The sequence below is a fragment of the Streptomyces sp. NPDC093094 genome, assembly GCF_044754345.1.
GTDB lineage: Bacteria > Actinomycetota > Actinomycetes > Streptomycetales > Streptomycetaceae > Streptomyces.
Genome location: NZ_JBIVOX010000018.1, coordinates 54543 through 80400, shown reverse-complemented (window position 1 = coordinate 80400; position 25858 = coordinate 54543). Strand labels below are relative to the sequence as shown.

The window sequence follows — 25858 nt, the reverse complement described above, 5'->3', positions numbered from 1 at the left end:
GCCACTTTCTGGATAGTGGCATTAGCCACTTGTGCCGCGCAAGCGGTTCGCCGCAACTGGCAAACCGTCAGCCGAGCGGGTAGCCCTGCTCGAACGCCCAGCGGTGCGGCGGGTACGTGGCTTCGGCGAACTCCAACGGCCGGTCCTGGAGGTCGAAGACGACGTGGTGAACGACGAGGACAGCCGAATCGGGGGCGAGTTGGAGGTCCGCTGCCTCTTCCTCGGTGGCGCTCCTTGCGCACATGCGGTCTTCGGCGTAACTCCCCTGGCGGCCGGTCATCTTCTCGACGTACATCAGGGTGCCCTCCTGGATCCGCTCGGGCTCCAGGAGCTTGGGCGCACGCTGCCCGACGTCCGGGGCGAACCATGAGGTGGAGAGCGTGATCGGCCCGTCCTGGTTGTTGGTCACGCGGCGGCGGTGCACGGCCCGCCGGTCCTTGATCAGGCCGAGCGCCTCAGCAACGTGGTCAGGGGCCTCAAGCCAGCCGGCGGAGGTGATGACCGCGTACTCACCGGCCGTGTAGATCTTCCCGGTCTGTCGCGCCCGCCCGTACAACTCCCGCGCACGCCGGTTCACTTCGAGGCTCCGCACGTACGTGCCGGACCCTTGCCGCTTCTCGACAAGCCCCTGATGACTCAGCGCCTCCAAGGCCCGCGCGGCTGTGGGCCTGGACACCTTCCAGTCCGAGGCCAGTTGCCGTTCCGACGGCACCTCGTCCCCCGCCCGCAGGTCACCCCGAAGGATCTGATCGCGGATGAAGTACGCGATCTGGAGATACTTCGGCTGAGCCTCCTCGATCTGCGGCATGTGCCCTCCTCGTCCTACCCGCAGAAAGCGGGCAAAGTGGCTATGGCCTCTAGCCACTATAGGGTGAGTAGTCAACAGCGGACCCCGTACTCTTGGGCCCATGACGCGGTTGATCGTCGCAGCAGGAGGAGGGGGCGACGCTGTCGCCGCCGCAATGCTTGACGCCGCTCTGTACGGCGCCGAGGACCGAGCCGTGATCCTCACGTACGCGTGGGACCGGCTACTGATCGACCCGGTACCGGGCCCCCGAAGCCCCGACGACTTCACCGGCCTCGAACCGATCACCCCGTCCGTCTGGATGGTGCCGGCGGAAGCCCGCCCGATCGCCCCAGCCGGCTCCACGCTGCCACGCCTCGCGGCAGAGCTCCCGCAATCGTTCGCGTTGATCGATACACGGCGGGGTGCGGAAGGCGTCACCCTCCAGCTCGAAGAGCTGATCGGCCACCTGGAGCCGACCACGATCGACCTCCTGGACGTCGGCGGAGACGCGCTGGCCCTCGGCAACGAGCCAACCCTGAAGAGCCCTTTGGCCGACGCCCTCACTCTGGCGGCATGCGCCCAGATGAACGCGCCGATCCGTCTGCTGATCGCAGGCCCTGGCCTCGACGGTGAACTCCCGCTCAAAGATGTGCGCCCCTTGCTCGGCCCCCTCGTCCACACCTTCACAGCGAAGGACGTGGACTCGATCAGCCCGGTCCTGGAATGGCACCCCTCCGAAGCAACGGGGATGCTCGCAGCGACAGCCCGCGGCGTACGAGGCACGTGCGAGGTCCGAGACGCCGGCCTCCCGATCCCACTGACCGATGAGGGCACCACCGTCCACGAGGTCGACCTGGACGAGGCTCTGAGCCGCAACGAGTTGGCCCGAGCCATCATGGCGACCACCACTCTGGACCAGGTCGAGGCGCTGAGCCGTGAAGTGTGCGGCTTCTCGGAAATCGACTACGAGCGCAACAAGGCCCTATGGCTTAAGGGACAGCGGCCAACGAATCTCGCACCCGAGACGCTGCTACCCCGACTCGCCCAGTTCGAGGCCGAGGCCCGCAGCCGCGGAATCACGCACACGACGTTCCGCCGCCTCACCGAGGTTCTGAACCTCGACGGCACACAACGCGACGCCCTGCGTCAGTTGCTCATCAACCGCCGCCCGGAGCAGTACGCCTGGCCGTTGTGGCGGATCACATGAGAAGCGACCACGAGCCCCAGTTCGGCAATGATCTACCCGACCCACAGGACACGCTCACCCGAACCGACTGGGCAGGGTTGCAGCATGCCTACGGGCCAGCCATAGAGGCACCTCAAACGTTGGTTGCGCTCCTGGATCCCGACCAGGCTGTGAGGACGAGAGCGCTCAACAACCTTCACGACGTCCTGCACCACCAGAACACGCTGTACGAAGCGACACCACCCACGGCGCTCTACGTGTCCGCCATCCTGCCTGACACGAGGACGCTGCGCCCGATCGACAAGGACTACCGAGTCACCTCGGACTGCATGCGAGCCGAACTACTGCTCTGGATCGCATCGGTAGCGAACGAAGTCACCGACGCAGCTGACGCTATGGGCCAAGAGCACGGGTTCCCGCTCGACGAATATCCGCCAGCGGTCGCCGTACGTGAGATTCGACCGCTGCTCTTCACAGCAGCCTTCGCATATGCCCACGACGCCGACCGCTCTGTAGCCGAAGCGGCGCTCCTAGCCTGCATCCCACTCCTGGACGACCCCAGGCTGCTGCGCCACCGGGCAGCATTGGTGCCCGCGATCCGACAGGTTCTCGGAACCAGCGGGCGGTGGCAGCACCGCGAGCGCGCCATTGATGCACTCAACGCGTGGGGCGAGAACTCCTCAGGGTTGCAGGGCCAGCGTAATCCCTTCCTGTTCTGCGACACCGACCTACCGCCGGACAGCTCACCGCAGGGTTCCGACGCAGCCACGATCCAAGGATGCGGCGAAGAGCCGCCGTTCTGACGACCGATCTGAGAGCATCAGCGCCCCCAGCTGCTGAGCTACAACCTTCTCTACTGGTTCAAGGCGGCTCGCTCCGCTCCCCGCGCGCGGCCCGGCCCCCGGCCGGGCCTGCGCTCCTGTCTCCGCCCCGCTCCAGCCCGGCCAGCGCCCGAGCCGCGCACTGAGCATCTGGGCCTACCTCCGAGAAAAGGGAATCCATCGCGGCTGAGGTACTCGGCTCCACGCCTGGGTGTGCCGCGCATCCGGCGTCCCAAAATCGGATCGCAGCCCAGGCGTATGAACAATTGATCAAGCTCGGATGTCAGGGGATGCCGAGGTGCAATCGGTGTGATCCAGTCCTAGAATCATAGGAGCAGAGTTGTGCATGTACGGGGATGTGGCGTTGACCCGGACATCGTCAACGTCCCCCGCAGAGTGGGCTGTTCCTAATATCATGCACTTGCAGCGAACACCGATAAGCCGGAATGACCCCACTATAACTTAGCAACTACTCGGGGTGGCAGCATTTCAGGGCCCCCTCGAAAACCTGTCGGCGCCACCTATGGCCACGCGCGACACGTTTAAGTCATTCTGGAGATACTCATGGAATCTGACGAACCTCGCGTATTGGTGATAGGGGCCGGCCCAAAAGGAGTGGCAATTGCCGCGAAGGCGAAAGTGTTGTCTAAGCTGAGAGTCGCCAGCCTGAAGGTGCGACTTATCGAGCGCGGAACAATTGGGGCAAATTGGTCTGGAAAGCAGTCTATTTACACTAACGGCGAGCAGTCGCTAGCGACATCTCCACTCAAGGATGTGGGATTTCCGTATCACTCTACGGATTGGGGCGACAGGAACAGGGACATCGATTCCGAAATGCTGTCCTACAGCTGGCAAGCATTTCTTGTAGACAAAAGAGGGGCGGATACTGCAGAGTTTTCACTTTGGGTGGACCGTGGACTAGCTCCGCCAGCACTTTGGCGGTGGGCCGCCTATCTAGGCTGGGTTGCAAAAAAATCGGAAGCAGACGTACTTCACGGCACAGTGAAAAGCATATCAATATCTGACGGCAAATGGAAAGTGGAAGTTGACACACGTGAAGACGGGGAAGTTGTCGAGCTCGGGGAAGGCCTAGTGATAACGGGACCTGGGGAAGTCCTGCTCGATGGATATGACTTTTCTGTAGACCGCAGCCCGGCTATCATTGACGCTAAAAACTTCTGGCACCACCTTGCTGGCTTCGATTCCCTCAGAGATGGGGCCCGGATAGCCGTGGTGGGCGCAGGCGGCGCCGCTTCCTCAATCGCCGTAGCGCTCACTCAGATTGGGAAGCATTTCCGCATCGAGATAATAACGCCAGACGGCGTCATTTATTCTCGAGGTGAAAGCTTCGACGAGAACCGCCACTATTCTGACCCTAAGGCATGGCAAGCATTTGGTCCTGAAAGTAAGAAAAAATTTCTCGAACACACAACGAATGGAGTTTTCGACTCTGAAGCAAAGAGGATTTTGAACGTTGTGGAGAATGTCGAGACGGTGGGTGGCACAGTGTCGGGGTTGGAGGTTGCCGACGAGGATAGCGATCTAGGGGTCTTTGTGTATCTCAGAGATCGAGCTCAAAGTGAGCATTATGATCGAGTAATCGTGGCCACAGGGTTCGATGACTGCTGGTGGCTCAGCTTGGTGGATCAAGAAATCCTGCAGCGGCTAGACGTGCGGATGGACGGCGGGGACAGTAGGAGGCTCAGGGGGAAAATTGGGCCTGACCTGTCCGTTGAGACGTTTAAGCCACGTCTCCATCTGCCGATGGTGGCTAGTGAGCAGGGTCCTGGATTCTTTAACCTGACCAGTCTTGGATTGCTGTCCGATCGCATTCTTTATCCGTATGCTACACGGGACCGCATGACAATGGGAGGCGTGAATGAACCGGCAGGGCAAACTTGAAATAGTTGAGTGGGAAGCTTCCGTCAACGTGAGGCGAGTGGTCACCTGGGACAAGCAATACATGAAATGGGTGGCGGCCGCAGCCAAGGAGTTCGACGTTAGCTTTAGTCGCTTCGTGGAATCTTGCGTTTTGGCGTGCATCGAGGAGGGGGCATGGGGGAGTGCCCTTAAAAGCCAGCATGAATATGAAAATATACACTATTCCGATAGCGACCTCGAACTAGCGCGACGCACTCTCTTTTGGAACGATGAGACTGATAGCAAGGTTGTAGAATTCTGCAACATTAGCCACTACTCGGCTGACCTTGCCATACAGTCGTGCGTAACGCTGCTATTGCAAGGGCTGGAGGACGAAAAGAATCGCAGCGAATCAGCTTGGCATAGTGCTGTTGTTGGTGCAGTATTGGAGCATTCCAGAAGCCTGCCTGAACATGGCACGAATTGGCCCGGGGCGGGGCCCACTGCGCAGCAGCACACGTCATGAACATCGCGTGAAGTGGCGTCAAATTGCCGACAATGTCCTGGAATAAACGGCACAGATCTGGTGAGGAACGGTCGTGAGCGCAACCCCGGCCGCATTCGCCGCAAATGATCGCGGTTTCTCAAGCCGAGAGCTCAGGCTCCGTCCCGACGGGCTGGCCGTCGGTACTTGCTCTGGTCGACGCCATTACCAGCGTGGCTGAGGCCGGTGGGGGGTGCCGCGAGGCACACGCGTGCGTGGTCGGTCGGCGCACCCGCCGTCGTGGCTGGCTGTCGTCGGCTGAGGTTCGTGCCACTGCCGTGCCAGATGCAGGGGTCAGCCACGGTCAACGGAGGTGTCCCGCGGTCGGGTTCTCGGCAGCTGGGCCAGGTATCGAAGCCCCAGCTCAGCGGTGTGATCCACCAGCCGCTCTCCTAAGGCGGTGCTCCCCGCGTCAAAGCGAAGCTGTGAAGCCGGCGGACTGGTCGAGATGGAACGCGGAGCCCGGCACCGTCGGAGTCCAACCCTGACGCAGGGCAACTCGCACAGCCGCGGCAACGCGGGACGGCAATACCGGCTCAGCCTCGTGACCGATCCAGTTGCTCGGATGCGGCTGGTCGGTGGTGACCACGAGCGTCTTGCCGAGGGTGTCCGCATGCTCGACCGCGAACGTGCACGGCGACCAGGCCAGGCCCTGGAAGTACGTCGGTCTGCCTCGCAGCCGCCAGCGGTAGGCCGTGCCTTCGACAACGATCCGTCGTGATCCCTTGCGGACCAGTGCCATGACTCCCCCTTCAACAGCGCAGATGCTAGCGAGCCGGGTCCCGCCGTCCGTCTCAGTTTCCGTCTCATTCAGCGCCGTTCGCGGGCGTTCATACGGGACCGAAGCCCGTAGCCGCTCCGGCGACCAGCCGCCCATGAACGCAGGTGAACGGCCCTGTACGCGGCCCCGCGGGGCGCCACCACAGTTGGAAAGCGTGTTGGGGGCAACCCCTCACGAGTTCGAATCTCGTATCCTCCGCCAGTGCCTCACCGGGCACTTTGTCGAAGGGCCCCGCTGCTTGCAGCGGGGCCCTTCGACGTTGTGCGGCCGTCGCGTCCGGGAGCGCCGGTGGCGGGGCGGCCTCTGCGAGCTGTGTCCTGACGGTCCCCTCGCCGGGCTGGACGGTCAGGCGGACCAGGACCGGATCACCGCGCCGACGAAGCACTGCCGGGCGCAGGGGCGACAGCCGGCGGCGAGACTTCGGGCCTTGGCCGTTCGCGCAGGTCACCGCCCTTTCCTCAGCCGAACGGACGACCCCTCCGTCAGCCGTTCCGTGCCCCGTGCCGAGCCTCTCCGCCGACCGGCCGGAGCCCGTGGCGGGCCGAGGATCGAAGCGAGGCGAGGCCGACGACAGGCCGAGCGAAGGACCGCCGACGGCCGTGTCAGGCACGAGGCACACACGAAGGGCTCCCCCGCCATGCAGCACGCTCGCAAGAAGCACCTGTCCACCCGCGCCCGCGTTCTCGCGGGCGGCGCCGTGGTCGCGGCCCTCGCCGCGGGCGCCTTCGGCACGGTCGCGGCCAACGCCGCCGACGCCCCCAAGGCCGCAGCGCCGGTCGCCGTCGCGCAGAGCGGCACCACCACCTCCACGCACCTGACGGTCGACGCCGCCACCGAGGCCGCGCAGGCCGCGCTGGACGCCGCCGAGAAGGAGGGCCGGCGCGTCTCGGTCGCCGTCGTCGACCGCAACGGCAACACGATCGTCATCCTGCGCGGCGACGGCGCCGGCCCGCAGTCCTACGAGTCCGCCGAGCGCAAGGCGTTCACCGCCGTCTCCTGGAACGCCCCCACCTCCGAGCTGGCCGAGCGCCTGGAGCAGGCGCCGAACCTGAAGGACATCCCCGGCACCCTCTTCCTCGGCGGCGGCGTGCCCGTCACCGCCGAGGGCGCCCCGGTCGCGGGCATCGGTGTCGCGGGCGCCCCGTCCGGCGGCCTCGACGAGAAGTACGCCCGGGCCGGTGCCGCCTCGCTCGCCAGGTGACCCGTGGCCGGGCCCGCCCCCTCGGTGGGCCCGGCTCCGCGCGCGCGGAGGACGGCCATGACCAGAGCCGTACTGCCGGGACGCGCCCGAAAGGCACCGGAAGGAGCGCCCGTCGACACCGCCGCCCGCGAGGTCGTGCGGACGGTTCCCGTAGGCCGGCGCCCCTTCGGCGTGGACGTCTCCGCCGCCGTACGGCCGTCGGACGGGCGGCTGCTGCTGCCGTTCGAGGGCGAGCGGCCGGTCGTGCCGGATCCGCGCACCGGCCGTACGGCGGTCGAGCGCATGACCGCGGACACCCACCGGCGCGGAGCGGCCGTCACCCCCGGCGGGACGCTGCCGGTGGCGGGCACCGGTTCCGTCGATCCGGCCGTCGGCCGGGGGCCCTCGCCGGCGGTCCGTACGCCTGACGGGCGCGAGCGGGTGCATCCGCCGGACGGACCGCACGAGGACGTCGCCGTGTCCCGGGACGGCCGTGGCGCCCACGTCACCGGCGGTTTCACGCGCGACGGCTTCTGGGACGGCTCACGGTCGTCGACCTGGCGCCGGGCCGCACACGGCGGCTGCCCGCGGGGCGGCGGCCGCTCGGTGTCGCGGTGCTCCGACCCGCGGCGTCACGGGCCCGCGCCGGTTCAGGGCACCAGGCGCTGTTCCTTGGCCACGGAGACGGCGCCCGCGCGGGTGTCGACGCCGAGCTTGTCGTAGATGCGGCGCAGGTGCGTCTTGACCGTGGCCTCGCTGATGAAGAGCGCGCGGGCGATCTCGCGGTTGGGCAGGCCCTGGGCGAGCTGGGCGAGGATGTCGCGCTCGCGGGGCGTGAGGGCGGGCCGGGGGCTGCGCATCCGGGCCATGACCCGGCCCGCGACGGGCGCGGACAGCGCGGTGCGGCCCTCGGCGGCGGCGTGGACGGCGGCGAACAGCTCCTCCGGCCGTTCGGCCTTCAGCAGATAGCCGGTGGCGCCGGCCTCGATGGCGCGGGTGATGTCGGCGTCGGTGTCGTAGGTGGTCAGGACGAGGACATGGGGCCGGTCGCCGGTGCGGGCGGCGACGATACGGCGGGTGGTCTCCACGCCGTCGATGCCCTCGCCGAGCTGGAGGTCCATGAGCACCACGTCCGGGTCGAGCCTGCGGGTCAGCGCGATCGCCTCCTCGCCGCTGCCCGCCTCGCCGACGACCTCGATGTCCGGGGCGCTGGCGAGCAGGGCGAGCAGGCCCGCGCGGACCACGACGTGGTCGTCGCAGACGAGGATGCGGGTCATTTCGGCTCCAGGGGGATCGCTGCGGACAGGACGGTGCCCTCGCCTGGGGCGGATTCGACGGTGAGCGTGCCGCCGAGCCGGCGCAGCCGGGCGCGGATGGCGGGCAGGCCGTGGCCGCGGGCGGTGGACGGCCCGGCGGTGACGGCCCTCGGGTCGAAGCCGCTCCCGTCGTCGGCCACGTCCAGCACGATCTGGTCGTCCAGGCAGGTCAGGGTGAGAGTGGCCGTAGTGGCGTGCGCGTGCTCCCGTACGTTGGCCAGGGCGCCCTGGGCGATCCGCAGCAGCGCGGACTCCACGGGGGCGGCCAGGCCGGGGACCGTGCCCTCGGTGTGGACGCGCACCCTCAGCCCCGCCCCGCTCTCCCGCTCGGCGACCGACCGCAGCGCCTCGGGCAGCCCCGCTGCACCGGCGAGGTCGGCGGGGGTGAGGTCGTGCACGAAGCGGCGGGCCTCGGCGAGGTTGCTCTCGGCGATGGAGGCGGCGGTGCGGACATGGCCGCGGGCGGTGTCCGGGGCTCTCTCCCACACCCGGTCGGCGGCCTGGAGCAGCATGCGCTGGCTGGACAGGCCCTGGGCGAGGGTGTCGTGGATCTCCCGGGCGAGCCGCTCGCGCTCGGCGAGGGTGCCCTCACGGCGCTCGGTCGCGGCCAGTTCGCGGCGGGTGCGGACCAGGTCGTCGATGAGGACGCGCTGCCGGGCGGTCTGCCGTTCCATCACCACGAAGACGGCCGTGGCCACGGCGGCGACGGCGGGCGGCGCGAGCAGCACGTTGGGGTCCGCCCAGCCGGCCAGTTGCAGCTGGGCCGCGACGGTCAGGGCCGTGAGCAGCGCCACCAGCGTCACGGCGGCGCGGGCCGGCAGGGTGCGCAGGCCGGTGTAGAACAGCGGGACCGCGCACCAGGCGAAGCTGGGCGCCGTCACCACCAGCACCGCCCAGGCGGCCACGACCGCGCCGAGCCACAGGAGCCGCCGCGCGGTGAGCGTGGTGCCGAGGGCCGGTCCCAGCAGGTAGAGCGCGGCGAGCAGCACCGACAGGGCGACGACCCAGGGGGTGCGGGGCTCGTCGGCGTGCCGTACGAGGTAGCGGGTCAGGGAGGCGGCCAGCAGCACGAAGAAGGCCGTGTGCATGACGACGGCGAGGGTGCGGGTGTCGTCCCGGTCCTCCACCACGGTCATCACACGCCTTCCGGACTGCGCTGAACTGGGGAAACACCTCCATTGTTCCCCTGGTCCGGCCCGGTGGGGTCATCCGTTCGGCTGACCCTCTCAGCGTCCAACGCGGACGGTCCTCGTCTCGGTCACCTGGTCGATCTCCGTGACCCGGACGGTGACCTTCATGGTCCAGGTGCCGGGCAGGGGGAGCGTGAGGGAGTCGGTGCCCCAGTAGCCGCCGCGGTCCTTCAGCCGGGCGTCGATCGGGCCGACGTCCTGGTCGGGCAGGGTGAAGCTCATCCGCAGCTCGGGGACGGTGGCGAAGCCGCCGTCCGGGCCGAAGACGACCGCCTGGACGGAGTTGGCGCCGACCCGCGCGGGGTCCAGCGACACCTGGACCTTGCCGTGTCCGCCCGGGGTGCCCACGTCGAAGGGGACGGTCACGGTGGAGGTCACGGTCTCGGGCGCGGCGGACGCGGCCGCCTGCGCCGCCTCGGCGGCGGCGCGGCCGGGGAGGGTGGCGGTCAGCACGGTGGTGATCACCAGCACGAGCACCCCGACGGCCGCCTCGACGAGGACGGACCGGCGCAGACCCGCGGGTTCCACGGCAGCGGAGGCGGACTCGGGCTCGGGCTCGGGGCCGGTCTCCGGTGCGGACCCCGTCTCCGGTGCGGACCCGGTCCCCGGTGCGGGCGGGGGGCCGGCCGCCGCGGGCCCGCCGACCGTCTCCGCCACACGCTCCGGAACACGTGCCGTCGCCTTCGTCTCCGCCGCCTTCGTCTCCGCGGCCGCCGTCGTCGCGGCCTCCTGTGTCGTCCCTACGGTCGTCACGGTCGTCAGGCGGGCCGTCCAGCGCCGGGAGAGGCCCGCCGCGGCGAGCAGCACGGCGACGGCGGCCAGCTTGGCCAGCAGGATCCGGCCGTACGAGGTGCCGGTGAGCGCGTCGAGGGAGCCGAGGCCGCGCCAGGACTGGTAGACGCCGGTGACCACGAGCACGGTCACACAGGCGAAGGCGATCCGGGAGAACCGGGCGGCCGACTCGGCCGAGGGGGTGCTCCGCAGCAGCGCGGCGAGGCCGCCGAGCCACACGGACATGGCCAGCAGATGCAGCACGGCGGAGACGATCGCGGCAGGCACCTGGATACCGGCGGACGCGTGCTCGGCGGTGGCCCAGGTCAGTGCCAGTCCGACGGCGAGGGCCGCGCCGGTGGCGTGCGCCACGGGGGTGCGCCGTCCGCGGCGTGCCTGGAGGCGCAGGAACAGGGCCGCCGCCGCGAGCAGGGCCAGCCGGGCGAGCAGGGCCGTGCCCGGCCGGCCGGTGAGGGTGCGGCCGAGGGCGTCGGGGTCGAGGGCGGTCACCGGGGAGGTGCCCGCCTCGTAGGGGGCGCGCAGGAGCAGCAGGGCGAGGGTGGTCCCGAGGAGGGTCCACCAGCCGGTGAGCAGCAGCGGGCGCAGCCGGGCCGGGTCGCGCGGACGGCAGGCGGCGGCGAACACGGCCGTGCCGAGGAGCAGGGCCGCGGCGAGATAGGCGAGGTAGCGGGCGGTGTTCTGCAGGGTGGTGGTGACGGGGTGTTCGAGCGGTGCGGCGCTCTGGACGGCGGCGGTGGGGGTGGGCTCGCCGACCGAGAAGGTGAAGGCGCCGGAGACGGGGTGGCTGTCGGCGGAGACGACCCGCCAGGCCACGGTGTAGGTGCCGTCGCCCAGGCCGCCGGGGAGCGGGAGGCGGACGGTGCGGTCCGTGCCGGGGTCGTGGCGGGGTTCCTCGGTCTCCAGGCGGTGGTTGTCCGGGTCGATCACGCGGACCGACCCCTCCAGCAGGGCGACGGACTCGGTGAAGGTGAGCGTCAGTTCCCGGGGGGCGGTGTCGACGACGGCGGCGTCGCCGGGGGTGGTGGAGCTCAGGGCGGCGTGTGCGGAGGCGGGGGCCGCGGTGCCGAACAGGAAGCCGAGCAGCAGGATGCCGAGCAGCAGTGCATGCCGCGGTCGTCGCACGTCGTACCTCCGCCTGGACTCGCCCTTCCGGGCGTATACGGATCCCGGCTGCGTTGTGCTCACCATCCTGGCCGGGCGGACACTCCTCCGTCGACGGTCAGGTCCTGGCCGGTGATCCAGGAGGCGAGCGGGGAGGCGAGGAAGACGCAGGCGTCGCCGATGTCCTGCGGGCGGCCCAGGCGGCGCAGGGGCGCGGCCTGCCGCCAGCGGGCGACGCCGTCCGGCCAGTCGTCGGCGAGGCCCTCGCGGTCGACGAGGCCGGGGGAGACGGTGTTGACGCGGATGCCGGACCCGCCGTACTCCAGGGCGGCCGCGCGGGCGTGCGCCACGACCGCGGCCTTGGAGGCGCCGTAGTGGGCGTGGCCGGGCGCCGGGCGGTGGGCCTCGATCGAGGCGATGTGGGTCACCGAGCCGCCCCCGTCCTGGTCCCGCATGATCCGGGCGGCCTCCTGGGTGCAGGCGAACACCGCGGTGAGGTTGGTGTCGACGACCTCGCGCCAGGCCCGTGCCGGCATCCCGGGCAGGGCCTGCACGGGCTGTACGGCGGCGTTGTTGACCAGCGCGTCGAGGCGGCCGCCCCATTCCGCGGCCTCGCGCACGAGCCGGGAGCACGCGGACTCGTCGGTGAGTTCGGCGGTGAGGACGGCGGCCCGGCCGCCCGACTCCCGGACGAGCGCGGCCGTCTCCCGGGCCTGCCGCAGCGACGTCCGGCAGTGGAGGGCGACCGCCGCTCCCTCCTCGGCGAACCGCAGCGCGATGCCGCGTCCGATGCCGCCGCCCGCGCCGGTGACCAGGGCGGTGCGGCCGTGCAGGAGTCCGTGCCGCCGCGTGTTCATGGCCGGCACAGTGTCATGATCCGGGCCGCCTCGCCGGGGTAGCGCGCCGCCAGGTCGGCCGCGACGCCGTGCTCGTAGTCCTCGTAGGTGAACCCGGGTGTCGTCGTGCAGCCGAAGAACGTCCAGGCGCCGCCCTCGGCGACCCGGCCGCCCATCCAGGTGCCGGCCGGTACGGCCAGCTGGGGCTGCTGGCCGCGGCCGAGATCCGGGCCCAGGACGGCGGAGCGGGTGGTGCCGTCCGGGGAGAGGAGCAGCAGGGTGAGCGGGTCGCCGAGGTAGAAGTGCCAGATCTCGTCGGACTTCAGGCGGTGCAGGGCCGAGTAGTCCTCCGCCGTGAGCAGGGCGACGATCGCCGTGCCCTCCGGGCGGCCGTCGGACCGCTCGGGCCCTGTCCAGGTGCGGCGGAACCGGCCGCCCTCACGGGGGATCGGCTCCAGGCCGTAGCGGTCGACCAGTTCCTGCGGCGTCATGCCGGGAAGGCTACCGCCGGGTGAGGAAGGCGAGTTGGGCCTTCTTCTCGGGGAGGTGCACGTCCGGCAGGTCGACCTCGGGCAGCACCACGGCGGGTCCGGGCTCGAAGCCCAGCCGCTGGAAGAGGGCGACGGCCTTCTCGTTGCGGACGTCGGGGTCGACGACGACCCGCCGCCGGTCGAGGGTGACCATGACGTACGAGGTGATGACCCGGGCCAGTGCGCCGGTCCAGCCGGGCCGGGCTCCGCCGGGACCGGCGGGGGCGAGCAGCAGATGGACGCCGATGTCGCCGGGGCGGACGTCGTAGCACTCGCTGACGCGGTCGGCCTCGGGCTCGTAGGTCTGGAGCAGGCCGACGGGCTCGCCGTCGCGCACCAGCAGGAAGGCGTGGTGCGTGTCGAGCGTGTCCATGTGGCCGTAGATGCCGGCGACCTGGTCCTCGGTGAGGTCCTCCATGCCCCAGAAGGAGGCGCGTTCCTCGCGGACCCAGCCGTGGACGGCCGGGGTGTCGGCGGCCACGTCGAGCGGCAGGATCCGGACGGTGCCGAAACCGTCGACCTCCTGCTCGTGGACGGCTCTGCGGGAGGTGTACGGGTCAGACATCGGTCTCCTTCTCCAGGCGGTCCCAGCCGGTGACGACCGGGGCGAGTTCTCCCGCGAGCCACAGCGGCAGCTGGTCGCGGTGGTGGGGCGAGCCGGGGACACCGCTCGCGCCGAAGGGCACGATCCAGAGGCTGTTCTCGCGGTCGGCGAGGTCCCACACGAACCGGGCGGCGGGGGCCCGGGCGGCGAGGTCGGTGACGCCGGGGACGGCCGTGGTGCACAGCACGCAGTCGTGGTCGCCGGACAGACCCGGTTCGTCGTACGAGGTGCCGGGCAGGGCGCGCCAGGGGGCGAGACGGTGGGTGTCGCCCCACACGGCCTCGGACGCTTCGGCGGCGGTGTCCTCCAGGGCCCGGCGGACGATCGCGGGGCGGTCGATGCCGTGGAGGTCGTCGGCCCGGAGCAGGTTCTCCAGGGCGAACCCGACCCGCGGGAGGAGGGCGAGCCAGGGCAGCAGGACCTCGGAGTGGGCGGGCGGCTCGGCGAGCGGCGCGAACACGGGCTGGGCGGCGAGGGCCCGTACGACGCGGGTGCGCACGGCGGCGTAGGCGGCGGCGTCCCGGCTGCCGGCGTCCATCCGGCGGTCCCAGCGCAGCAGCCGCTCGCGCAGGCCGGCGGCCCGGGGGCCGAGGGGCTCCTCCAGTTCCGCGATCCGGTCGAGGAGGGCGGCCGCCGAGGCGAGGTGGGTGTCCATGTGGATCGCCGGCAGGTCGGCGGGGGCCCAGGTGTCCTTCTCGGAGAGCAGCGCGGCGATGCGGTCGGCGCGGTGGCGGGGGGCGAACTCGACGCCGAGCGGGCCGGCGAGGCCGCGGGCGTTGGCCATGACGGCGACGCCGTCGGTGAGACCGGCGCGGGGCATCTCGTGCCAGCCCCGCCAGTCGTGGCCGGGCTCCCAGGCGTCGACGATCCCGGCCCGGTTGGCCTCGGAGCGCACCGGGACCCGGCCGGCGACCCGGTGCAGGGTGCCGCCGAGGGTGTCGGCGGCCTGGAGGACGTTGACGGGTTCGGCCCACAGGCCGGCGGCGTGGTCGACGTCGGCCACCGTGCGCGAGCGCAGCAGCGGCAGCAGGGCGGCGAAGCCCAGGTCGCCGGTGACGCGGGCGGCGTAGCGCAGGCTGAGGGCGAGCGGGGTGCCGTCGTCGAGGCCCTCGGGGCCGCCGGCGACGACGGGTCCCCGTCCGGTCTCGACGATCTCGATCCGCACCGGTTCCTCGCCGGCGACCTCGACGGTCTCGGTGTGGGTGGCGGCGCGGTGCCACTGTCCGTCCGGGCCGAGCGCCTCGACACCGGCGCCGGTGCGGCGCAGCCGCTCGCGGTAGAGGTCCTGGCAGTCGGCCATGGCGTGGGTGACGGCCCAGGCGACGGTGCCGGTGTGGCCGAAGTGGGCGATGCCGGGGACGCCGGGGACGGCGAGCCCGACGACGTCGAACTCGTCGCAGGCGAGGCGGATCTGCTGGTAGACGCCGGGGTCCTCGATGTAGCGGTGGGGGTCGCCGGCCAGCAGGGCCTGTCCGGTGACGGTGCGTTCCCCGGAGAGCAGCCAGGCGTTGCTGCCGCTGGTTCCGGGTCCGTCGGTGGCGAACAGGGCGACGGCGTCCGGGCCGAGGCTGCGGCCGAGCAGGTCGCGCCAGATCTTGGAGGGGAAGCCGGCGAACGGGATGTGCGCGGTGAGCCAGATCGCCAGCGGCGTCCAGGGCTCCCAGCGGCCGGGGGCGAGGCCGGTCCGCGTGAACTCGGGCGCGGTCGTCCGCGCGAGGCCCTCGGTGACGCCGTCGGCGTAGGCGCGCACCCACCGGGCGCTCTCCGGGGCGGTGCGCTCCAGGTGGGCGTAGCAGCGGCGGGCGGTGTCGGCGAGGCGCAGCCGGCGGGCGAACACGTCCCAGCCGACGGCCTCGGGGCCGAGGAAGGCGGCGGTGGTGCCCTGGGCGCGGTGCCGCTCGACCTCGACCTGCCAGGCACGGTCGCGGGCGGTGACCAGGCCCTGGGCGCGGGCGAGCGCGAGGGCGCTGTCGGCACGCAGATGCGGGATGCCCCACGTGTCTCGGTAGATCTCGGTGGTCACCCTCGACCCCTTCATGCTTTAGGTAAGCCTTGCCTAAGTATGTGCGGGGCATCGTACGCGACCCCGCCGGTCGCCTTCGCAGGCAGGGTGGGGGCACTTGTATTCATCCGCGTCTCGCGTGGAGAGCCGAGGCGCACGGAGGGATGATCGGGTGATGGACGTCACACTCCACCTCGCACAGGACCCCCGGGCCGACGCGCTGCTCGGCCGCAGTCCGCTCGCCGCGCTGGTCGGAATGCTGCTGGACCAGCAGGTCCCGACGGAGCGGGCGTTCAAAGGACCGAGGACCGTCGCCGACCGGCTCGGCGCCGACGACCTGGACGCGCACGACATCGCCGCCCAGGACCCGGAGGACTTCGCCGCGCTGCTGTCGGAGAAGCCGGCGGTGCACCGCTACCCGGGATCCATGGCCCAGCGCGTCCAGCAGCTGTGCCGGTACCTCGTCGAGCACTACGACGGCGACGCCGAGCTGGTCTGGAAGGGGGTCGACGACAGCCGCGAGCTGCTGCGCCGGCTGGAGGACCTGCCCGGTTTCGGCAGGCAGCGGGCCCAGATCTTCCTCGCCCTGTTCGGCAGGCGGCTCGGCGTGCAGCCGGCCGGCCGGAGCGAGGCCGCGGACGTGTACGGCGAGCCGGACTCCGTCCGCCCCGTCCCCGGCCTCACGGGACCGGCCTCTCCGGCCGAGGTGCGCGCGCACCAGCGGGGGAGGAGGACGGCGGCGAAGGCGCTCAGGCCGGCGAGGAGGGGCTGAGGCGGCATCCGGCCGGGCCGGCGGCGGGCGGTCACCGGGACGGACTCCGCCGGGTGGCGCGGTGCCGTACGGCGGTCGAAGCATGAAGCATGACCGAGGCACCGAGCGGCTCCCCCTGGGGTCCGGATCACGACGACCGCGGCGTCCACGGCGGCACCGCGCCCCCGCGCCGGACGCCCCATGAGCCCGAGCCTCCTTTCGAGGGCCCGCTGCGCGTCCTGTCGCGGTCCGCCTGGCACGTCGTCCTCGTCACCGGCATCGCCTCGCTGGTGCTGGGCGTCCTCGTCCTGGTCTGGCCGGACGCCTCGCTGTTCGCGGTCGGCATCCTCTTCGGCGTCTACCTCGTCGTCAGCGGCGTCCTCCAGCTGGCGTCCGCCTTCGGCACACACCGCACGACCTCGCTGCGCGTGCTGGCCTTCGTCAGCGGCGCCCTGTCGCTGCTGCTGGGCCTGTTCTGCTTCCGCGGCCCGATGCAGTCGATCCTGCTGCTGGCCCTGTGGATCGGCATCGGCTGGCTGATCCGCGGCGTCACCCAGACACTCGCCGCGGCCTCCGACAGCTCCATGCCGGCCCGCGGCTGGCAGATCTTCCTCGGGATCGTCACGTTCGTCGGCGGTGTGGTGCTGATCGACGCGCCCTTCGAGTCGCTCGCGGTGCTCACCCTCGTCGGCGGTGTCTGGCTGGTCGCGGTCGGCGTCGTGGAGATCGTCACGGCGCTGGTGATCCGCCACCGCGCCCGGCAGGTCCCCCGCTCCCGGTGACCCGCGCGTGCGGTACGCACGTGTGGTCCGAGCGGGCGGATCTCGGCCCCGGTGTGCTGACCGCGGGGCCCGCGCCGGGCACAGCATCGGTGATGAGCGCCACTGCGGGACGACGAGGCGGCCGTGCCTGGCCGCGGGTTCTCGCACTGCTGCTCGTCCTGCTGCTGCCGGGCGCCCACCCCGCGGCGAGCCTGACGGCACCGGCCCTCGCCGTGCCCGGGGAGTGCTTCGAGCACGACGTCCTGGACACGGCCCTGCGGCCGCCGCGCCGGGCCGCCGCGCCCCTGCGCCCCGCACCGGCCCGGCACCCCGCCCCCGGTGCCCCCGCCCGCCGCCCGCTCCCGGCGCCCCCGCTCCCGCTCCCGTCGTACGGCCCGGACGCCGTGCGCACCGTGGTCCTGCGCTGCTGACAGAGCCCTGCCCCAGCCCTGTCCGTCACGACCCGAGGAGCACCACCATGCCCACGGACCCCTACGCGGTCCTGCGCGCCCTGCTGCGCGCCGAGGCCGCCCGCTGCGCACCGAAGCCGGAGGCGAAACGCCCCGAGCCGGCCGGCACGGCGAAGGAACACGAAGAACGCTGAGCCGAGCAGCCGAGCCGGGTGTCCCCGCGGGCGCCCGGCGCTCACCTTCCGCGGCGGGCCTGTGGAAGACCGAACGGGTGATCTCCCACCCCGGCCGTGTGCCGGTCGAGCGGGCCGGGGACCTGCACACGGAGCCGCCGACGGCCCGCTCCCCCGCCGACGGCCCGTCCTCCGGCTCCGCCGTCTCTCCTTCCGGATGCGCCGAGACCCCTCGCCCCGGCCGTCCGGCCGCCTCCCGCCCGGGTGCTCCGGGGTCCCGGCGGGCCGTTCCTCCTGCTCCCGGTCCACAGCCTGTGCACAACGTCCGGCGGCGGACCCGTCACCGCCCGGTCCGGCCCGGCGGGGCCGGCCGGCCCCGGCAGGGACTCGGGCGTGCGCGGCCGGGACGCGGCGACCGGCGCGTGCCGGACGCGCGGCGCGTGCCGGACGCGCGGCGCGTGCCGGACGCGCGGCGCGTGCCGGACGCGGCGGCCGAGCCGGACGCGGCGGCCGAGCCGGACGCGGCGGCCGAGCCGGACGCGGCGGCCGAGCCGGGCCGGGACGCCGGGAGACCGGGGGCCGGGACGCCGGGAGACCGCGGGCCGGGACGCCGGGAGACCGCGGGCCGGGACGCCGGGAGACCGGGCCGGGACGCCAGGAGACCGGGCCGGGACGCCGGGAGAGCGGGCCGGGACGCCGGGAGAGCGTCCTTCGCGGTCTGCGTCACGAAGAACACGCCGACCCCTTTCGGGCGAATCGGCCGCACGGTCTGCGTGACGGCGCCGAGGAACGCCTTCGGGGCCCCGCCGGACCGCGGACGCGCCCGGCCGGAGAAGGACACCGGCCCGGGCCTGCCGGCGTCGCCGGTCTCCGGCAGACCGTGGAAGAGGCCGGCCGGCAGCCACGCCAGGAACGCGGAGAACAGCCGCGGTCCGTCCCGCGCGGCGGACGGCACCGGCGCGACGCCGCGTCCGCCGGAAGCCGTGCGCGGGAACCCGGCCGTGCCGGACTCCGGCTCCCCGGACAAGTCCCCCTGCCCTGCGCCTCGCAGGCGGCCGGCGGATCACCCCCGCCGCGGCCGCGGGCGGGCCGCCGGTGTCCTTTCGGCTCCGCCCCGCCCTCGCGGCACCGGACCGGGGCCGGCGCCCGCGGCCGGTGCGGGGCGGGACCGGTGAAGGCGTACCCGGAAGCGGTCTCCGGAGCCTCGGACGGCAGGGCCTGCGCACTGCCCCGAGCCTCCCGCGCGGCGGTCCCGCGACCGTTCATCTCGGCTCCCTGTTCCGGTTCACCCCGGTTCGCGGCATCTTTTCCGGCGCCGCACTCCGCCTCCATGGCTGCGCCCGGAAGGGCTTGACCGGTAGGCTTTCCGTGTGATCTTCAAGCGCATCGGAAACGGCAGGCCGTACCCCGACCACGGCCGGGAGAGCACCCGGCAGTGGGCGGACGTCGCGCCGCGCCCGGTCCGCCTCGATCAGCTCGTGACGACCAAGCAGCAGCTCGACCTGGAGACCCTCCTCGCCGAGGACTCCACCTTCTACGGCGATCTGTTCGCACACGTCGTGAAGTGGCAGGGCGACCTCTATCTGGAGGACGGCCTGCACCGCGCCGTCCGCGCCGCGCTCCAGCAGCGCCAGGTGCTGCACGCGCGCGTGCTGGAGCTGGACTGACACCACCCGCGGGCCGCTCGTTGGACCTTTCGGGTTGGACGGCGCGATGTCGAATGATCATCTAGTAGGCATCGCCGCTCAGTCGCACTACGCTGCGCCCATGAGCATGCTGACTCCCCCCGGCATGGGCGGCCAGTACCGGATCACGGGGGACAAATACCCGCGAATGCGCCGCCCCCGCCGACGGGGCAGGATCGCCCTCGCGGTCGTCGCCTCCGTCGCCGTCCTCGGCACGGCCGGCTGGGGCACGCTGCAGCTCATCGACGTCTTCTCCGGCGGCGACGGTGACAGGGCCAGCGCGGCCGGCTCGGCGGCCGACTGCGCCGCCGGGGCGAGCCCCACCCCCCGCGTGGCCGAGCGGCTGCCCGCACCCCGGCTGATCACCGTCAACGTCTTCAACGCCACGACCCGCCAGGGCCTGGCCAAGCAGACCGCGGACGAGCTGAAGAAACGCGGCTTCCGCATCGGTGACGTCGGCAACGCGGCCGCGCAGTACGACAAGAAGGTCAAGGGCACCGGCCTGCTGCTCGGCCCCGCCTCCGCCCGGAACACCTCGCTGACGGTCCTCGCCGCCCAGCTCACCGGCGCCGAGCACCGCACCGAGGCGGCCCGCAAGGGCGCGACCCTCGACCTGATCATCGGCGACAGGTTCCGCACCCTGACGGCGAAGGCGGACGCCGACCGGGCACTGGCCGCACTGGCCGCACCCGAGCCGACGCCCGCCACGAAGAAGAAGAACTGCTGAGAAGCGCCCTCCAGGGCGCGGGGCGGCGGCCGGCGCGCGGGCCCCGGCGCACGGGCGGCCGCGGCCGCCACGGCGCCTCAGCCGCGCGCGGGCGGCGGCCCCGCGGCGAGCGGACGGCTACTCCGCGGCCCCGTACATCCGGTCACCCGCGTCACCGAGCCCCGGCACGATGTACCCGTGCTCGTTGAGCCGCTCGTCCACCGACGCGGTCACCACGGTCACCGGCGCCCCCGCCAGCTCGCGCTCCATCACCTCGACGCCCTCGGGCGCCGCGAGCAGCACGACGGCGGTCACATCGTCGGCACCCCGCTTGATCAGCTCCTGGATCGCCGCGACCAGCGTGCCGCCGGTGGCGAGCATCGGGTCCAGCACGTACACCTGCCGCCCGGAGAGGTCCTCCGGCATCCGCGTGGCGTACGTGGACGCCTGGAGCGTCTCCTCGTCGCGGATCATGCCCATGAAGCCGACCTCGGCGGTCGGCAGCAGCCGGACCATGCCCTCCAGCATGCCGAGACCCGCACGCAGGATCGGCACGACCAGCGGGCGCGGGTGGGAGAGCTTGACCCCGGTGGTCCGGGCGACCGGCGTGTCGATGTCGACCTGCTCGGTGCGCACGTCGCGGGTGGCCTCGTAGGCGAGCAGGGTGACCAGTTCGTCGGCGAGACGCCGGAAGGTCGCGGAGTCGGTGCGCTGGTCGCGCAGCGTGGTGAGCTTGTGGGCGACCAGAGGGTGGTCGACGACGTGGAGACGCATGTCCACAACATTAGCCGCGCCGCCTGTCGCCGCGCGCTGGCGTCAAACCGCCCGGCCGGGGGAAGGTGGGAGGGACGGACGGACCGGGGTGGTGAGCCGATGCCAGACCTGCCTGACCGCGACGGACGCCGCGGGCGCGAGGCACGCGCCCGCCGTGCCGACGCCGACGAAGGCATAACCGGCGGCGCGGGCGGCGACGCGCCCGAGACGGACGCCGAGCGGCGCCGCCGACGCGCCCTGTTCCTGCGCGAACTCGCCGAGGCCCGCGAACTGCGCGACCGGGTCCAGCCGCGGCGGGCCAAGGCCGCCCGGCTGCGCCACGCCATGCGCATGCGGACCTTCCGCTGGTAGAGAACCGAGGGTCGGCAAGATCACAGCGGAACGGGAAGATCCGCGCCCGTCAGGGGTGTTGAGCGGGGCGGGAGTGCGTGGGCCGGACCGAAACCCGCGTACGATCCGCTGGTGGCGGCGACGAGCGCGCCGGTGGGCCGATCGCGGGCACGCGGTCGAAACTGCCGGACACAGGGAGCCGAAGACGTCCCCTGGACGCCTTGTTTCTGCCACGATTCCGAGTGGGTGGGGCTCGGAGCCCGAGCTCTCCCCGCCCGCACACCTCCGCCGGGGGGAACCCCAACCGGCACGCCTCTGACCAGTGGGAGAGTCACGGTGTACTTCGCCGCACTGCTCGCGCGCACCGAAGACGGGTGGGAAGCGAGCGACACGGAGCTCGACGATGTGGAGACCCTGTCGGATCTGGCCGACCTGGCCCGGGAGGTCTCCCCCGACGACGACACGGTCCTCGTCCTGATCGAGCAGGAGGACGCCTGGTTCGGCGTCGTCCGCTTCGACGGTGAGGACGACCCCCGGATCTACGTCTCGGACGCCGCGGCCGCCGCGCGCAGTTCGTACGGCGAGATCCTGCTCACCGACGAACTGCTCGGCCGGGAGCCCGGCGACGAGGACGACCTCGACGCCCTCGACCTCGACGGCACCGAGGACGGTGACGACGAGGACTCCGACGACGGGGCCGCGGCCTCCGCCGAGGCCGTACCGCACGGCCCGGTGGGCGACGCGGCGGTCCTGGACGACCTCGGCATCACCGAGAAGGAGCTGAAGGCACTCGCCGAGGACGCCCTCGGCGAGATCGCCCACGCCCTCGGCGCCGGGGAGGTCCTGGAGACCGTCCGCTGACCGGCGAGGACACGGGCGGCACGGCCGACCCGGTGCGCGATCCCTGGCGGGCCGCGATGCGTCTGGCCCTGGCGGAGGCCGAACTGGCCGTCCGGGGCGGGGACGTGCCCGTCGGGGCGGTCGTGCTGGCCCCGGACGGGACGACGGTGCTGGCCGCCGGCCACAACGAGCGTGAGGCCGGCGGCGACCCGACGGCCCACGCCGAGGTGCTCGCCGTCCGGCGTGCCGCCGCGAGGCTCGGCGAGTGGCGGCTGGCCGGCTGCACGCTCGTGGTCACGCTGGAGCCGTGCACGATGTGTGCGGGCGCGATCGTCCTCTCCCGCGTCGACCGGGTCGTCTACGGCGCCCGCGACGACAAGGCGGGCGCCGCCGGGTCGCTCTGGGACGTCGTACGGGACCGGCGGCTCAACCACCGGCCCGAGGTGATCGAGGGCGTGCTCGCGGAGGAGTGCGCCCGGCAGCTCACGGAGTTCTTCCGGTCCCGCTGAGCTCCGCCCTCGTCGCCCGGACACGGCTCCCCGGTCCGCCGGATCCTTGTCCCTCGTCCCGGCGGATCCGTACTCTCCCGTCCCGGCGGATACGGATTTCAGACCTGGGGCCGACGTGCTGTAAGGTCTCCCTCGGTAGCGTGTCCGAGCGGCCGAAGGAGCTCGCCTCGAAAGCGAGTGTGGCGCAAGTCACCGAGGGTTCAAATCCCTCCGCTACCGCTTCGAGAAGGGCCCCGTCGCAGGACGGGGCCCTTCGTGCGTTCCGGGCCGGCCCTCGAGCACGCTCCGGCGACGGGGGATGCATCCGGCGCGCGCCCCGCAGTGGGGGCCGGCCCCTCCCCCGCGGACTCCTGCCGGACCCCGCCGGGGCACGCCCCCATCCTGCCGTCCGCGCCCCGCGCCGCGACCGTGCCGGAAGGCCCTGGCCCACGGGCCGTTGGTCCTCGAAGAATGCCTGAAGTTACACTCGCCGCCGGTGCACAGGGGGCCCGTGGGCCACTACAGGCGACTGGGGAGGCCGCGGTGGCGGTGAATGCGAAGAAGATCGCCGTCTATGTACTCGTGGTCTTCGTCCTGTACTTGATCATCACGGACCCGGCCAAGGCGGCCGACTACGTCCAGATAGGGTTCGAGGGCATATCGGACGCCGCGAAGGCCATCGGCGACTTCATGACCTGGGTCGCCAACGGAGGTGAGTCATGATCCGCCATCTGGTCCTCTTCAAGCTCGACGAGGGCGTCGGCCGCGACGACCCGCGCGTCGTGGAGGGTGAGAAGGCATTCCGCGCCCTCGACGGCCAGATCGCCGAGCTGCGCCACTGGGAGCTGGGCTGGAACCTCAGCGACCGCCCCATCGCCTACGACTTCGCGATCAACTCCGCGTTCGAGGACGCCGAGGCGCTGCGCCGCTACGTCGAGCACCCCGCGCACCAGGCGGGCGTGGCCCTGTGGCGGGAGTTCGCCACGTGGGTGATCGCCGACTACGAGTTCTGACCCCGGCCGCCCGGCCCCGCAGCGGCCCCGCACCGTTCGGTGCGGGGCCGCTGTGCGTCCTGGTCCCCAACTCTCCCTCAACACGGAGTTATGCGGTGCTTGCACACAGTGGGCATGTCTTGTGATGCTATGACCGCTTTTGACGGATGAGTTGACCGATGAAGAGGTGGCGTTGACCGTGTCGGCCAGTACTGCGCCGCCCCAGGAAGAGGCTCCCGCCCCGGCCGCTCCGCAGCGCAGCCGGGGAGCGGACACCAGAGCGCTGACGCAGGTCCTCTTCGCCCAGCTCAAGGACCTCCGGCCGGGCACACCGGAGCACGACCGGGTGCGCGGGGCGCTCATCGAGGCCAACCTCCCGCTCGTACGCTACGCGGCCGGCCGCTTCCGTTCCCGCAACGAACCGATGGAGGACGTGGTCCAGGTCGGCACCATCGGGCTCATCAACGCCATCGACCGCTTCGACCCGGACCGGGGCGTGCAGTTCCCGACCTTCGCGATGCCGACCGTCGTCGGCGAGATCAAGCGCTACTTCCGCGACAACGTCCGCACGGTCCATGTCCCGCGCCGGCTCCACGAGCTGTGGGTGCAGGTCAACAGCGCGACCGAGGACCTGACGACGGCCTTCGGGCGCACGCCGACCACCGCCGAGATCGCCGAGCGGCTGCGCATCTCGGAGGAGGAGGTGCTGTCGTGCATCGAGGCGGGCCGCTCGTACCACGCGACCTCCCTCGAAGCCGCCCAGGAGGGCGACGGCCTGCCCGGCCTGCTGGACCGCCTCGGCTACGAGGATCCCGCGCTGGACGGCGTGGAGCACCGGGACATGGTGCGGCATCTGCTGGTGCAGCTCCCCGAGCGCGAGCAGCGCATTCTGCTGCTGCGCTACTACAGCAACCTCACCCAGTCGCAGATCAGCGCAGAGCTCGGCGTCTCCCAGATGCATGTCTCCCGGCTGCTGGCGCGCAGCTTCCAGCGGCTGCGGACGGCCAACCGCATCGAGGCATAGAGCCGGACGTCCCCGCCGTTCCGCGACGCCCCGGCGGGGGTGTCCGGCCGTCGCGCCGGGCCCGCTCCGCCGCGGCACAGGAAGGCGCACGGGGCGCACGGGGAGGCGCGCGGAAACATATGGAACGCGTGCGCGATCCATAACCTGCGGGAGCGAATCGTCCATCGGCTTCCTCCGCGTGGAAAACGCGCTGAAAAGCCGTCACACCCCCTGTTTCCAGGGCGGATTCGTATCTCGCATGTCGACATGTCACTACAGCGTGTTGCCGACATGTGACATTCTTCCGGAAGCGCGTTTGCCGTGGCTCCGGCTCCGGTATTCAGGTGAGGGCTGAGCTACTCGACACGAGCAGCCGGCCGCGACCGTCCGCGACCCAAAGGGGGTGGCATGTCCGCAGACAAGGGCAGCTCGAAGGTGCTCACGCTCACGAAGAGCGAGTCCGCGCCCGACGCCGCGTTCGACGACGCTGCGGCCCTGGTGGCCGCGCCGGCCCAGGACCTTCCGGCCGTCTCCGTCCCGGCCCCGCCGGCCTCGGGGGACATCGACACCCGCACCCTCTCCCGCTCCCTGTTCCTGCGGCTCGCCGCCCTCGACGAGGACAGTCCCGAACGCGCGTACGTCCGGGACACCCTGATCGAGCTCAACCTTCCCCTCGTCCGCTACGCCGCCGCGCGGTTCCGCTCGCGCAACGAGCCGATGGAGGACATCGTCCAGGTCGGCACCATCGGCCTGATCAAGGCGATCGACCGCTTCGACTGCGAACGCGGCGTGGAGTTCCCGACGTTCGCGATGCCGACGGTCGTCGGTGAGATCAAGCGGTTCTTCCGGGACACCTCGTGGTCGGTGCGGGTGCCGCGGCGCCTGCAGGAGCTGCGGCTGGCGCTGACGAAGGCCAGCGACGAGCTCTCCCAGAAGCTGGACCGCTCGCCCACGGTCGCCGAACTCGCCGCCGTGCTGGGCGTGTCCGAGGAGGACGTGGTCGACGGCCTCGCGGTCGGCAACGCCTACACCGCCTCCTCCCTCGACTCCCCGGCCCCCGAGGACGACGGCGGCGAGGGCTCGCTCGCCGACCGCCTCGGCTACGAGGACACCGCGCTGGAGGGGGTGGAGTACCGCGAGTCGCTCAAGCCGCTGCTGGCCAAACTCCCGCCCCGTGAGCGGCGGATCATCATGCTGCGGTTCTTCGCGAACATGACCCAGTCGCAGATCGGCGAGGAGGTCGGCATCTCCCAGATGCACGTCTCGCGCCTGCTGACGCGCACCCTGGCGCAGCTGCGGGACGGGCTGATCTCGGACTGAGCGGTTCCGTGACCGCGCGAGGCTTCATGGATGACGAAGCGTCAGGCACCATGGCGCGATGCTTCGAGGGGCCTCGGCAGATGTGATGCATGCGG

Annotated in this window: 30 protein-coding genes and 1 tRNA gene; 20 read left to right on the top strand and 11 right to left on the bottom strand. The window is 71.7% G+C overall.

Annotated features, from left to right (window positions below; all coding sequences use genetic code 11):
- Window positions 1–67: 67 nt before the first annotated feature.
- A complete protein-coding gene (locus ACIQGV_RS31205) occupies window positions 68–808 on the bottom strand; it encodes a GntR family transcriptional regulator (protein ID WP_402500368.1) in 741 nt (246 codons plus the stop codon).
- A gap of 100 nt (window positions 809–908) precedes the next feature.
- On the opposite strand from ACIQGV_RS31205, the gene ACIQGV_RS31200 reads away from it, so the two are divergent.
- The 4 genes from ACIQGV_RS31200 (at window position 909) to ACIQGV_RS31185 (ending at window position 5180) form a co-directional block, all read left to right on the top strand.
- Window positions 909–1994, top strand: a complete 1086-nt coding sequence (locus ACIQGV_RS31200; protein ID WP_402500365.1) for a DUF1152 domain-containing protein — start codon at window positions 909–911, stop codon at window positions 1992–1994.
- Window positions 1991–2776 (top strand): hypothetical protein, encoded by a 786-nt coding sequence (locus ACIQGV_RS31195; RefSeq protein WP_402500362.1) that lies wholly within the window; start codon window positions 1991–1993, stop codon window positions 2774–2776. Before ACIQGV_RS31200 ends, ACIQGV_RS31195 begins: the two co-directional genes overlap by 4 nt.
- 582 nt (window positions 2777–3358) lie before the next feature.
- Window positions 3359–4696: a hypothetical protein gene (locus ACIQGV_RS31190; protein ID WP_402500359.1), complete on the top strand. Its 1338-nt coding sequence runs from the start codon at window positions 3359–3361 to the stop codon at window positions 4694–4696.
- Complete coding sequence (locus tag ACIQGV_RS31185) at window positions 4674–5180, top strand: hypothetical protein (RefSeq protein ID WP_402500356.1); 507 nt, start codon at window positions 4674–4676, stop codon at window positions 5178–5180. The genes ACIQGV_RS31190 and ACIQGV_RS31185 overlap by 23 nt, the downstream gene beginning before the upstream one ends.
- Window positions 5181–5610: 430 nt before the next feature.
- Here ACIQGV_RS31185 and ACIQGV_RS31180 read toward each other — a convergent pair whose 3' ends face one another.
- Window positions 5611–5940, bottom strand: a complete 330-nt coding sequence (locus ACIQGV_RS31180; protein WP_402500353.1) for a hypothetical protein — start codon at window positions 5938–5940, stop codon at window positions 5611–5613.
- A gap of 676 nt (window positions 5941–6616) precedes the next feature.
- On the opposite strand from ACIQGV_RS31180, the gene ACIQGV_RS31175 reads away from it, so the two are divergent.
- Complete coding sequence (locus ACIQGV_RS31175) at window positions 6617–7180, top strand: heme-binding protein (protein ID WP_402500350.1); 564 nt, start codon at window positions 6617–6619, stop codon at window positions 7178–7180.
- A 57-nt stretch (window positions 7181–7237) separates the two neighbouring features.
- Window positions 7238–7882: a hypothetical protein gene (locus tag ACIQGV_RS31170; protein ID WP_402500347.1), complete on the top strand. Its 645-nt coding sequence runs from the start codon at window positions 7238–7240 to the stop codon at window positions 7880–7882.
- Here ACIQGV_RS31170 and ACIQGV_RS31165 read toward each other — a convergent pair.
- From ACIQGV_RS31165 to ACIQGV_RS31135, 7 genes are all read right to left on the bottom strand, one after another.
- Entirely contained in the window at window positions 7810–8436 is a 627-nt protein-coding gene (locus ACIQGV_RS31165; RefSeq protein WP_402500344.1) for a response regulator, read from the bottom strand. The two genes, ACIQGV_RS31170 and ACIQGV_RS31165, sit on opposite strands and share 73 nt — an antisense overlap.
- Window positions 8433–9611 (bottom strand): sensor histidine kinase, encoded by a 1179-nt coding sequence (locus ACIQGV_RS31160; protein WP_402500341.1) that lies wholly within the window; start codon window positions 9609–9611, stop codon window positions 8433–8435. Before ACIQGV_RS31160 ends, ACIQGV_RS31165 begins: the two co-directional genes overlap by 4 nt.
- 90 nt (window positions 9612–9701) lie before the next feature.
- The gene (locus ACIQGV_RS31155) at window positions 9702–11558 is read right to left on the bottom strand and encodes a copper resistance CopC/CopD family protein (protein WP_402500516.1); all 1857 of its coding nucleotides are present in this window, start codon (window positions 11556–11558) and stop codon (window positions 9702–9704) included.
- An 80-nt stretch (window positions 11559–11638) separates the two neighbouring features.
- Window positions 11639–12415: an SDR family NAD(P)-dependent oxidoreductase gene (locus ACIQGV_RS31150; protein WP_402500338.1), complete on the bottom strand. Its 777-nt coding sequence runs from the start codon at window positions 12413–12415 to the stop codon at window positions 11639–11641.
- On the bottom strand, window positions 12412–12885 hold the full coding sequence (locus ACIQGV_RS31145; RefSeq protein WP_402500336.1) for a cupin domain-containing protein: 474 nt from the start codon (window positions 12883–12885) through the stop codon (window positions 12412–12414). The genes ACIQGV_RS31150 and ACIQGV_RS31145 overlap by 4 nt, the downstream gene beginning before the upstream one ends.
- A gap of 10 nt (window positions 12886–12895) precedes the next feature.
- Window positions 12896–13489 carry a GNAT family N-acetyltransferase gene (locus tag ACIQGV_RS31140; protein WP_402500334.1) on the bottom strand — a complete coding sequence of 198 codons (594 nt, stop codon included), beginning with the start codon at window positions 13487–13489 and terminating at the stop codon, window positions 12896–12898.
- Window positions 13482–15551: a penicillin acylase family protein gene (locus ACIQGV_RS31135; protein ID WP_402500331.1), complete on the bottom strand. Its 2070-nt coding sequence runs from the start codon at window positions 15549–15551 to the stop codon at window positions 13482–13484. Before ACIQGV_RS31135 ends, ACIQGV_RS31140 begins: the two co-directional genes overlap by 8 nt.
- A gap of 154 nt (window positions 15552–15705) precedes the next feature.
- Here ACIQGV_RS31135 and ACIQGV_RS31130 point away from each other — a divergent pair, with 154 nt between their 5' ends.
- The 4 genes from ACIQGV_RS31130 (at window position 15706) to ACIQGV_RS31115 (ending at window position 17646) form a co-directional block, all read left to right on the top strand.
- On the top strand, window positions 15706–16302 hold the full coding sequence (locus ACIQGV_RS31130; RefSeq protein WP_402500328.1) for an HhH-GPD-type base excision DNA repair protein: 597 nt from the start codon (window positions 15706–15708) through the stop codon (window positions 16300–16302).
- Between the two features lie 89 nt (window positions 16303–16391).
- Window positions 16392–17063, top strand: a complete 672-nt coding sequence (locus ACIQGV_RS31125; protein ID WP_402500325.1) for an HdeD family acid-resistance protein — start codon at window positions 16392–16394, stop codon at window positions 17061–17063.
- A gap of 92 nt (window positions 17064–17155) precedes the next feature.
- Window positions 17156–17473: a hypothetical protein gene (locus ACIQGV_RS31120; protein WP_402500323.1), complete on the top strand. Its 318-nt coding sequence runs from the start codon at window positions 17156–17158 to the stop codon at window positions 17471–17473.
- 47 nt (window positions 17474–17520) lie between these two features.
- A complete protein-coding gene (locus ACIQGV_RS31115; protein WP_402500320.1) occupies window positions 17521–17646 on the top strand; it encodes a hypothetical protein in 126 nt (41 codons plus the stop codon).
- Between the two features lie 319 nt (window positions 17647–17965).
- On the opposite strand, the gene ACIQGV_RS31110 is transcribed toward ACIQGV_RS31115, so the two are convergent.
- Window positions 17966–18676, bottom strand: a complete 711-nt coding sequence (locus ACIQGV_RS31110) for a helicase HerA-like domain-containing protein (RefSeq protein WP_402500514.1) — start codon at window positions 18674–18676, stop codon at window positions 17966–17968.
- A 319-nt stretch (window positions 18677–18995) separates the two neighbouring features.
- On the opposite strand from ACIQGV_RS31110, the gene ACIQGV_RS31105 reads away from it, so the two are divergent.
- Together ACIQGV_RS31105 and ACIQGV_RS31100 are read left to right on the top strand one after the other, a co-directional pair.
- Window positions 18996–19292 carry a type II toxin-antitoxin system VapB family antitoxin gene (locus tag ACIQGV_RS31105; RefSeq protein WP_004943146.1) on the top strand — a complete coding sequence of 99 codons (297 nt, stop codon included), beginning with the start codon at window positions 18996–18998 and terminating at the stop codon, window positions 19290–19292.
- A 124-nt stretch (window positions 19293–19416) separates the two neighbouring features.
- Window positions 19417–20037 (top strand): LytR C-terminal domain-containing protein, encoded by a 621-nt coding sequence (locus tag ACIQGV_RS31100; protein WP_402500512.1) that lies wholly within the window; start codon window positions 19417–19419, stop codon window positions 20035–20037.
- A gap of 117 nt (window positions 20038–20154) precedes the next feature.
- On the opposite strand, the gene upp is transcribed toward ACIQGV_RS31100, so the two are convergent.
- A complete protein-coding gene (gene upp, locus ACIQGV_RS31095) occupies window positions 20155–20790 on the bottom strand; it encodes a uracil phosphoribosyltransferase (protein WP_402500317.1) in 636 nt (211 codons plus the stop codon).
- A gap of 99 nt (window positions 20791–20889) precedes the next feature.
- Here upp and ACIQGV_RS31090 point away from each other — a divergent pair, with 99 nt between their 5' ends.
- From ACIQGV_RS31090 to ACIQGV_RS31055, 8 genes are all read left to right on the top strand, one after another.
- Window positions 20890–21141 carry a hypothetical protein gene (locus tag ACIQGV_RS31090; protein WP_402500314.1) on the top strand — a complete coding sequence of 84 codons (252 nt, stop codon included), beginning with the start codon at window positions 20890–20892 and terminating at the stop codon, window positions 21139–21141.
- Between the two features lie 315 nt (window positions 21142–21456).
- Window positions 21457–21981 (top strand): hypothetical protein, encoded by a 525-nt coding sequence (locus ACIQGV_RS31085; RefSeq protein WP_402500312.1) that lies wholly within the window; start codon window positions 21457–21459, stop codon window positions 21979–21981.
- A 56-nt stretch (window positions 21982–22037) separates the two neighbouring features.
- A complete protein-coding gene (tadA, locus tag ACIQGV_RS31080) occupies window positions 22038–22469 on the top strand; it encodes a tRNA adenosine(34) deaminase TadA (protein ID WP_402500510.1) in 432 nt (143 codons plus the stop codon).
- A gap of 134 nt (window positions 22470–22603) precedes the next feature.
- Window positions 22604–22688, top strand: a tRNA-Ser gene (locus tag ACIQGV_RS31075).
- A gap of 303 nt (window positions 22689–22991) precedes the next feature.
- Entirely contained in the window at window positions 22992–23171 is a 180-nt protein-coding gene (locus ACIQGV_RS31070; protein WP_402500310.1) for a hypothetical protein, read from the top strand.
- Entirely contained in the window at window positions 23168–23461 is a 294-nt protein-coding gene (locus ACIQGV_RS31065; RefSeq protein ID WP_402500308.1) for a Dabb family protein, read from the top strand. The genes ACIQGV_RS31070 and ACIQGV_RS31065 overlap by 4 nt, the downstream gene beginning before the upstream one ends.
- Before the next feature lie 139 nt (window positions 23462–23600).
- On the top strand, window positions 23601–24464 hold the full coding sequence (locus ACIQGV_RS31060; protein WP_402500305.1) for an RNA polymerase sigma factor SigF: 864 nt from the start codon (window positions 23601–23603) through the stop codon (window positions 24462–24464).
- A gap of 387 nt (window positions 24465–24851) precedes the next feature.
- Window positions 24852–25763: an RNA polymerase sigma factor SigF gene (locus ACIQGV_RS31055; RefSeq protein WP_402500302.1), complete on the top strand. Its 912-nt coding sequence runs from the start codon at window positions 24852–24854 to the stop codon at window positions 25761–25763.
- Window positions 25764–25858: the final 95 nt, after the last annotated feature.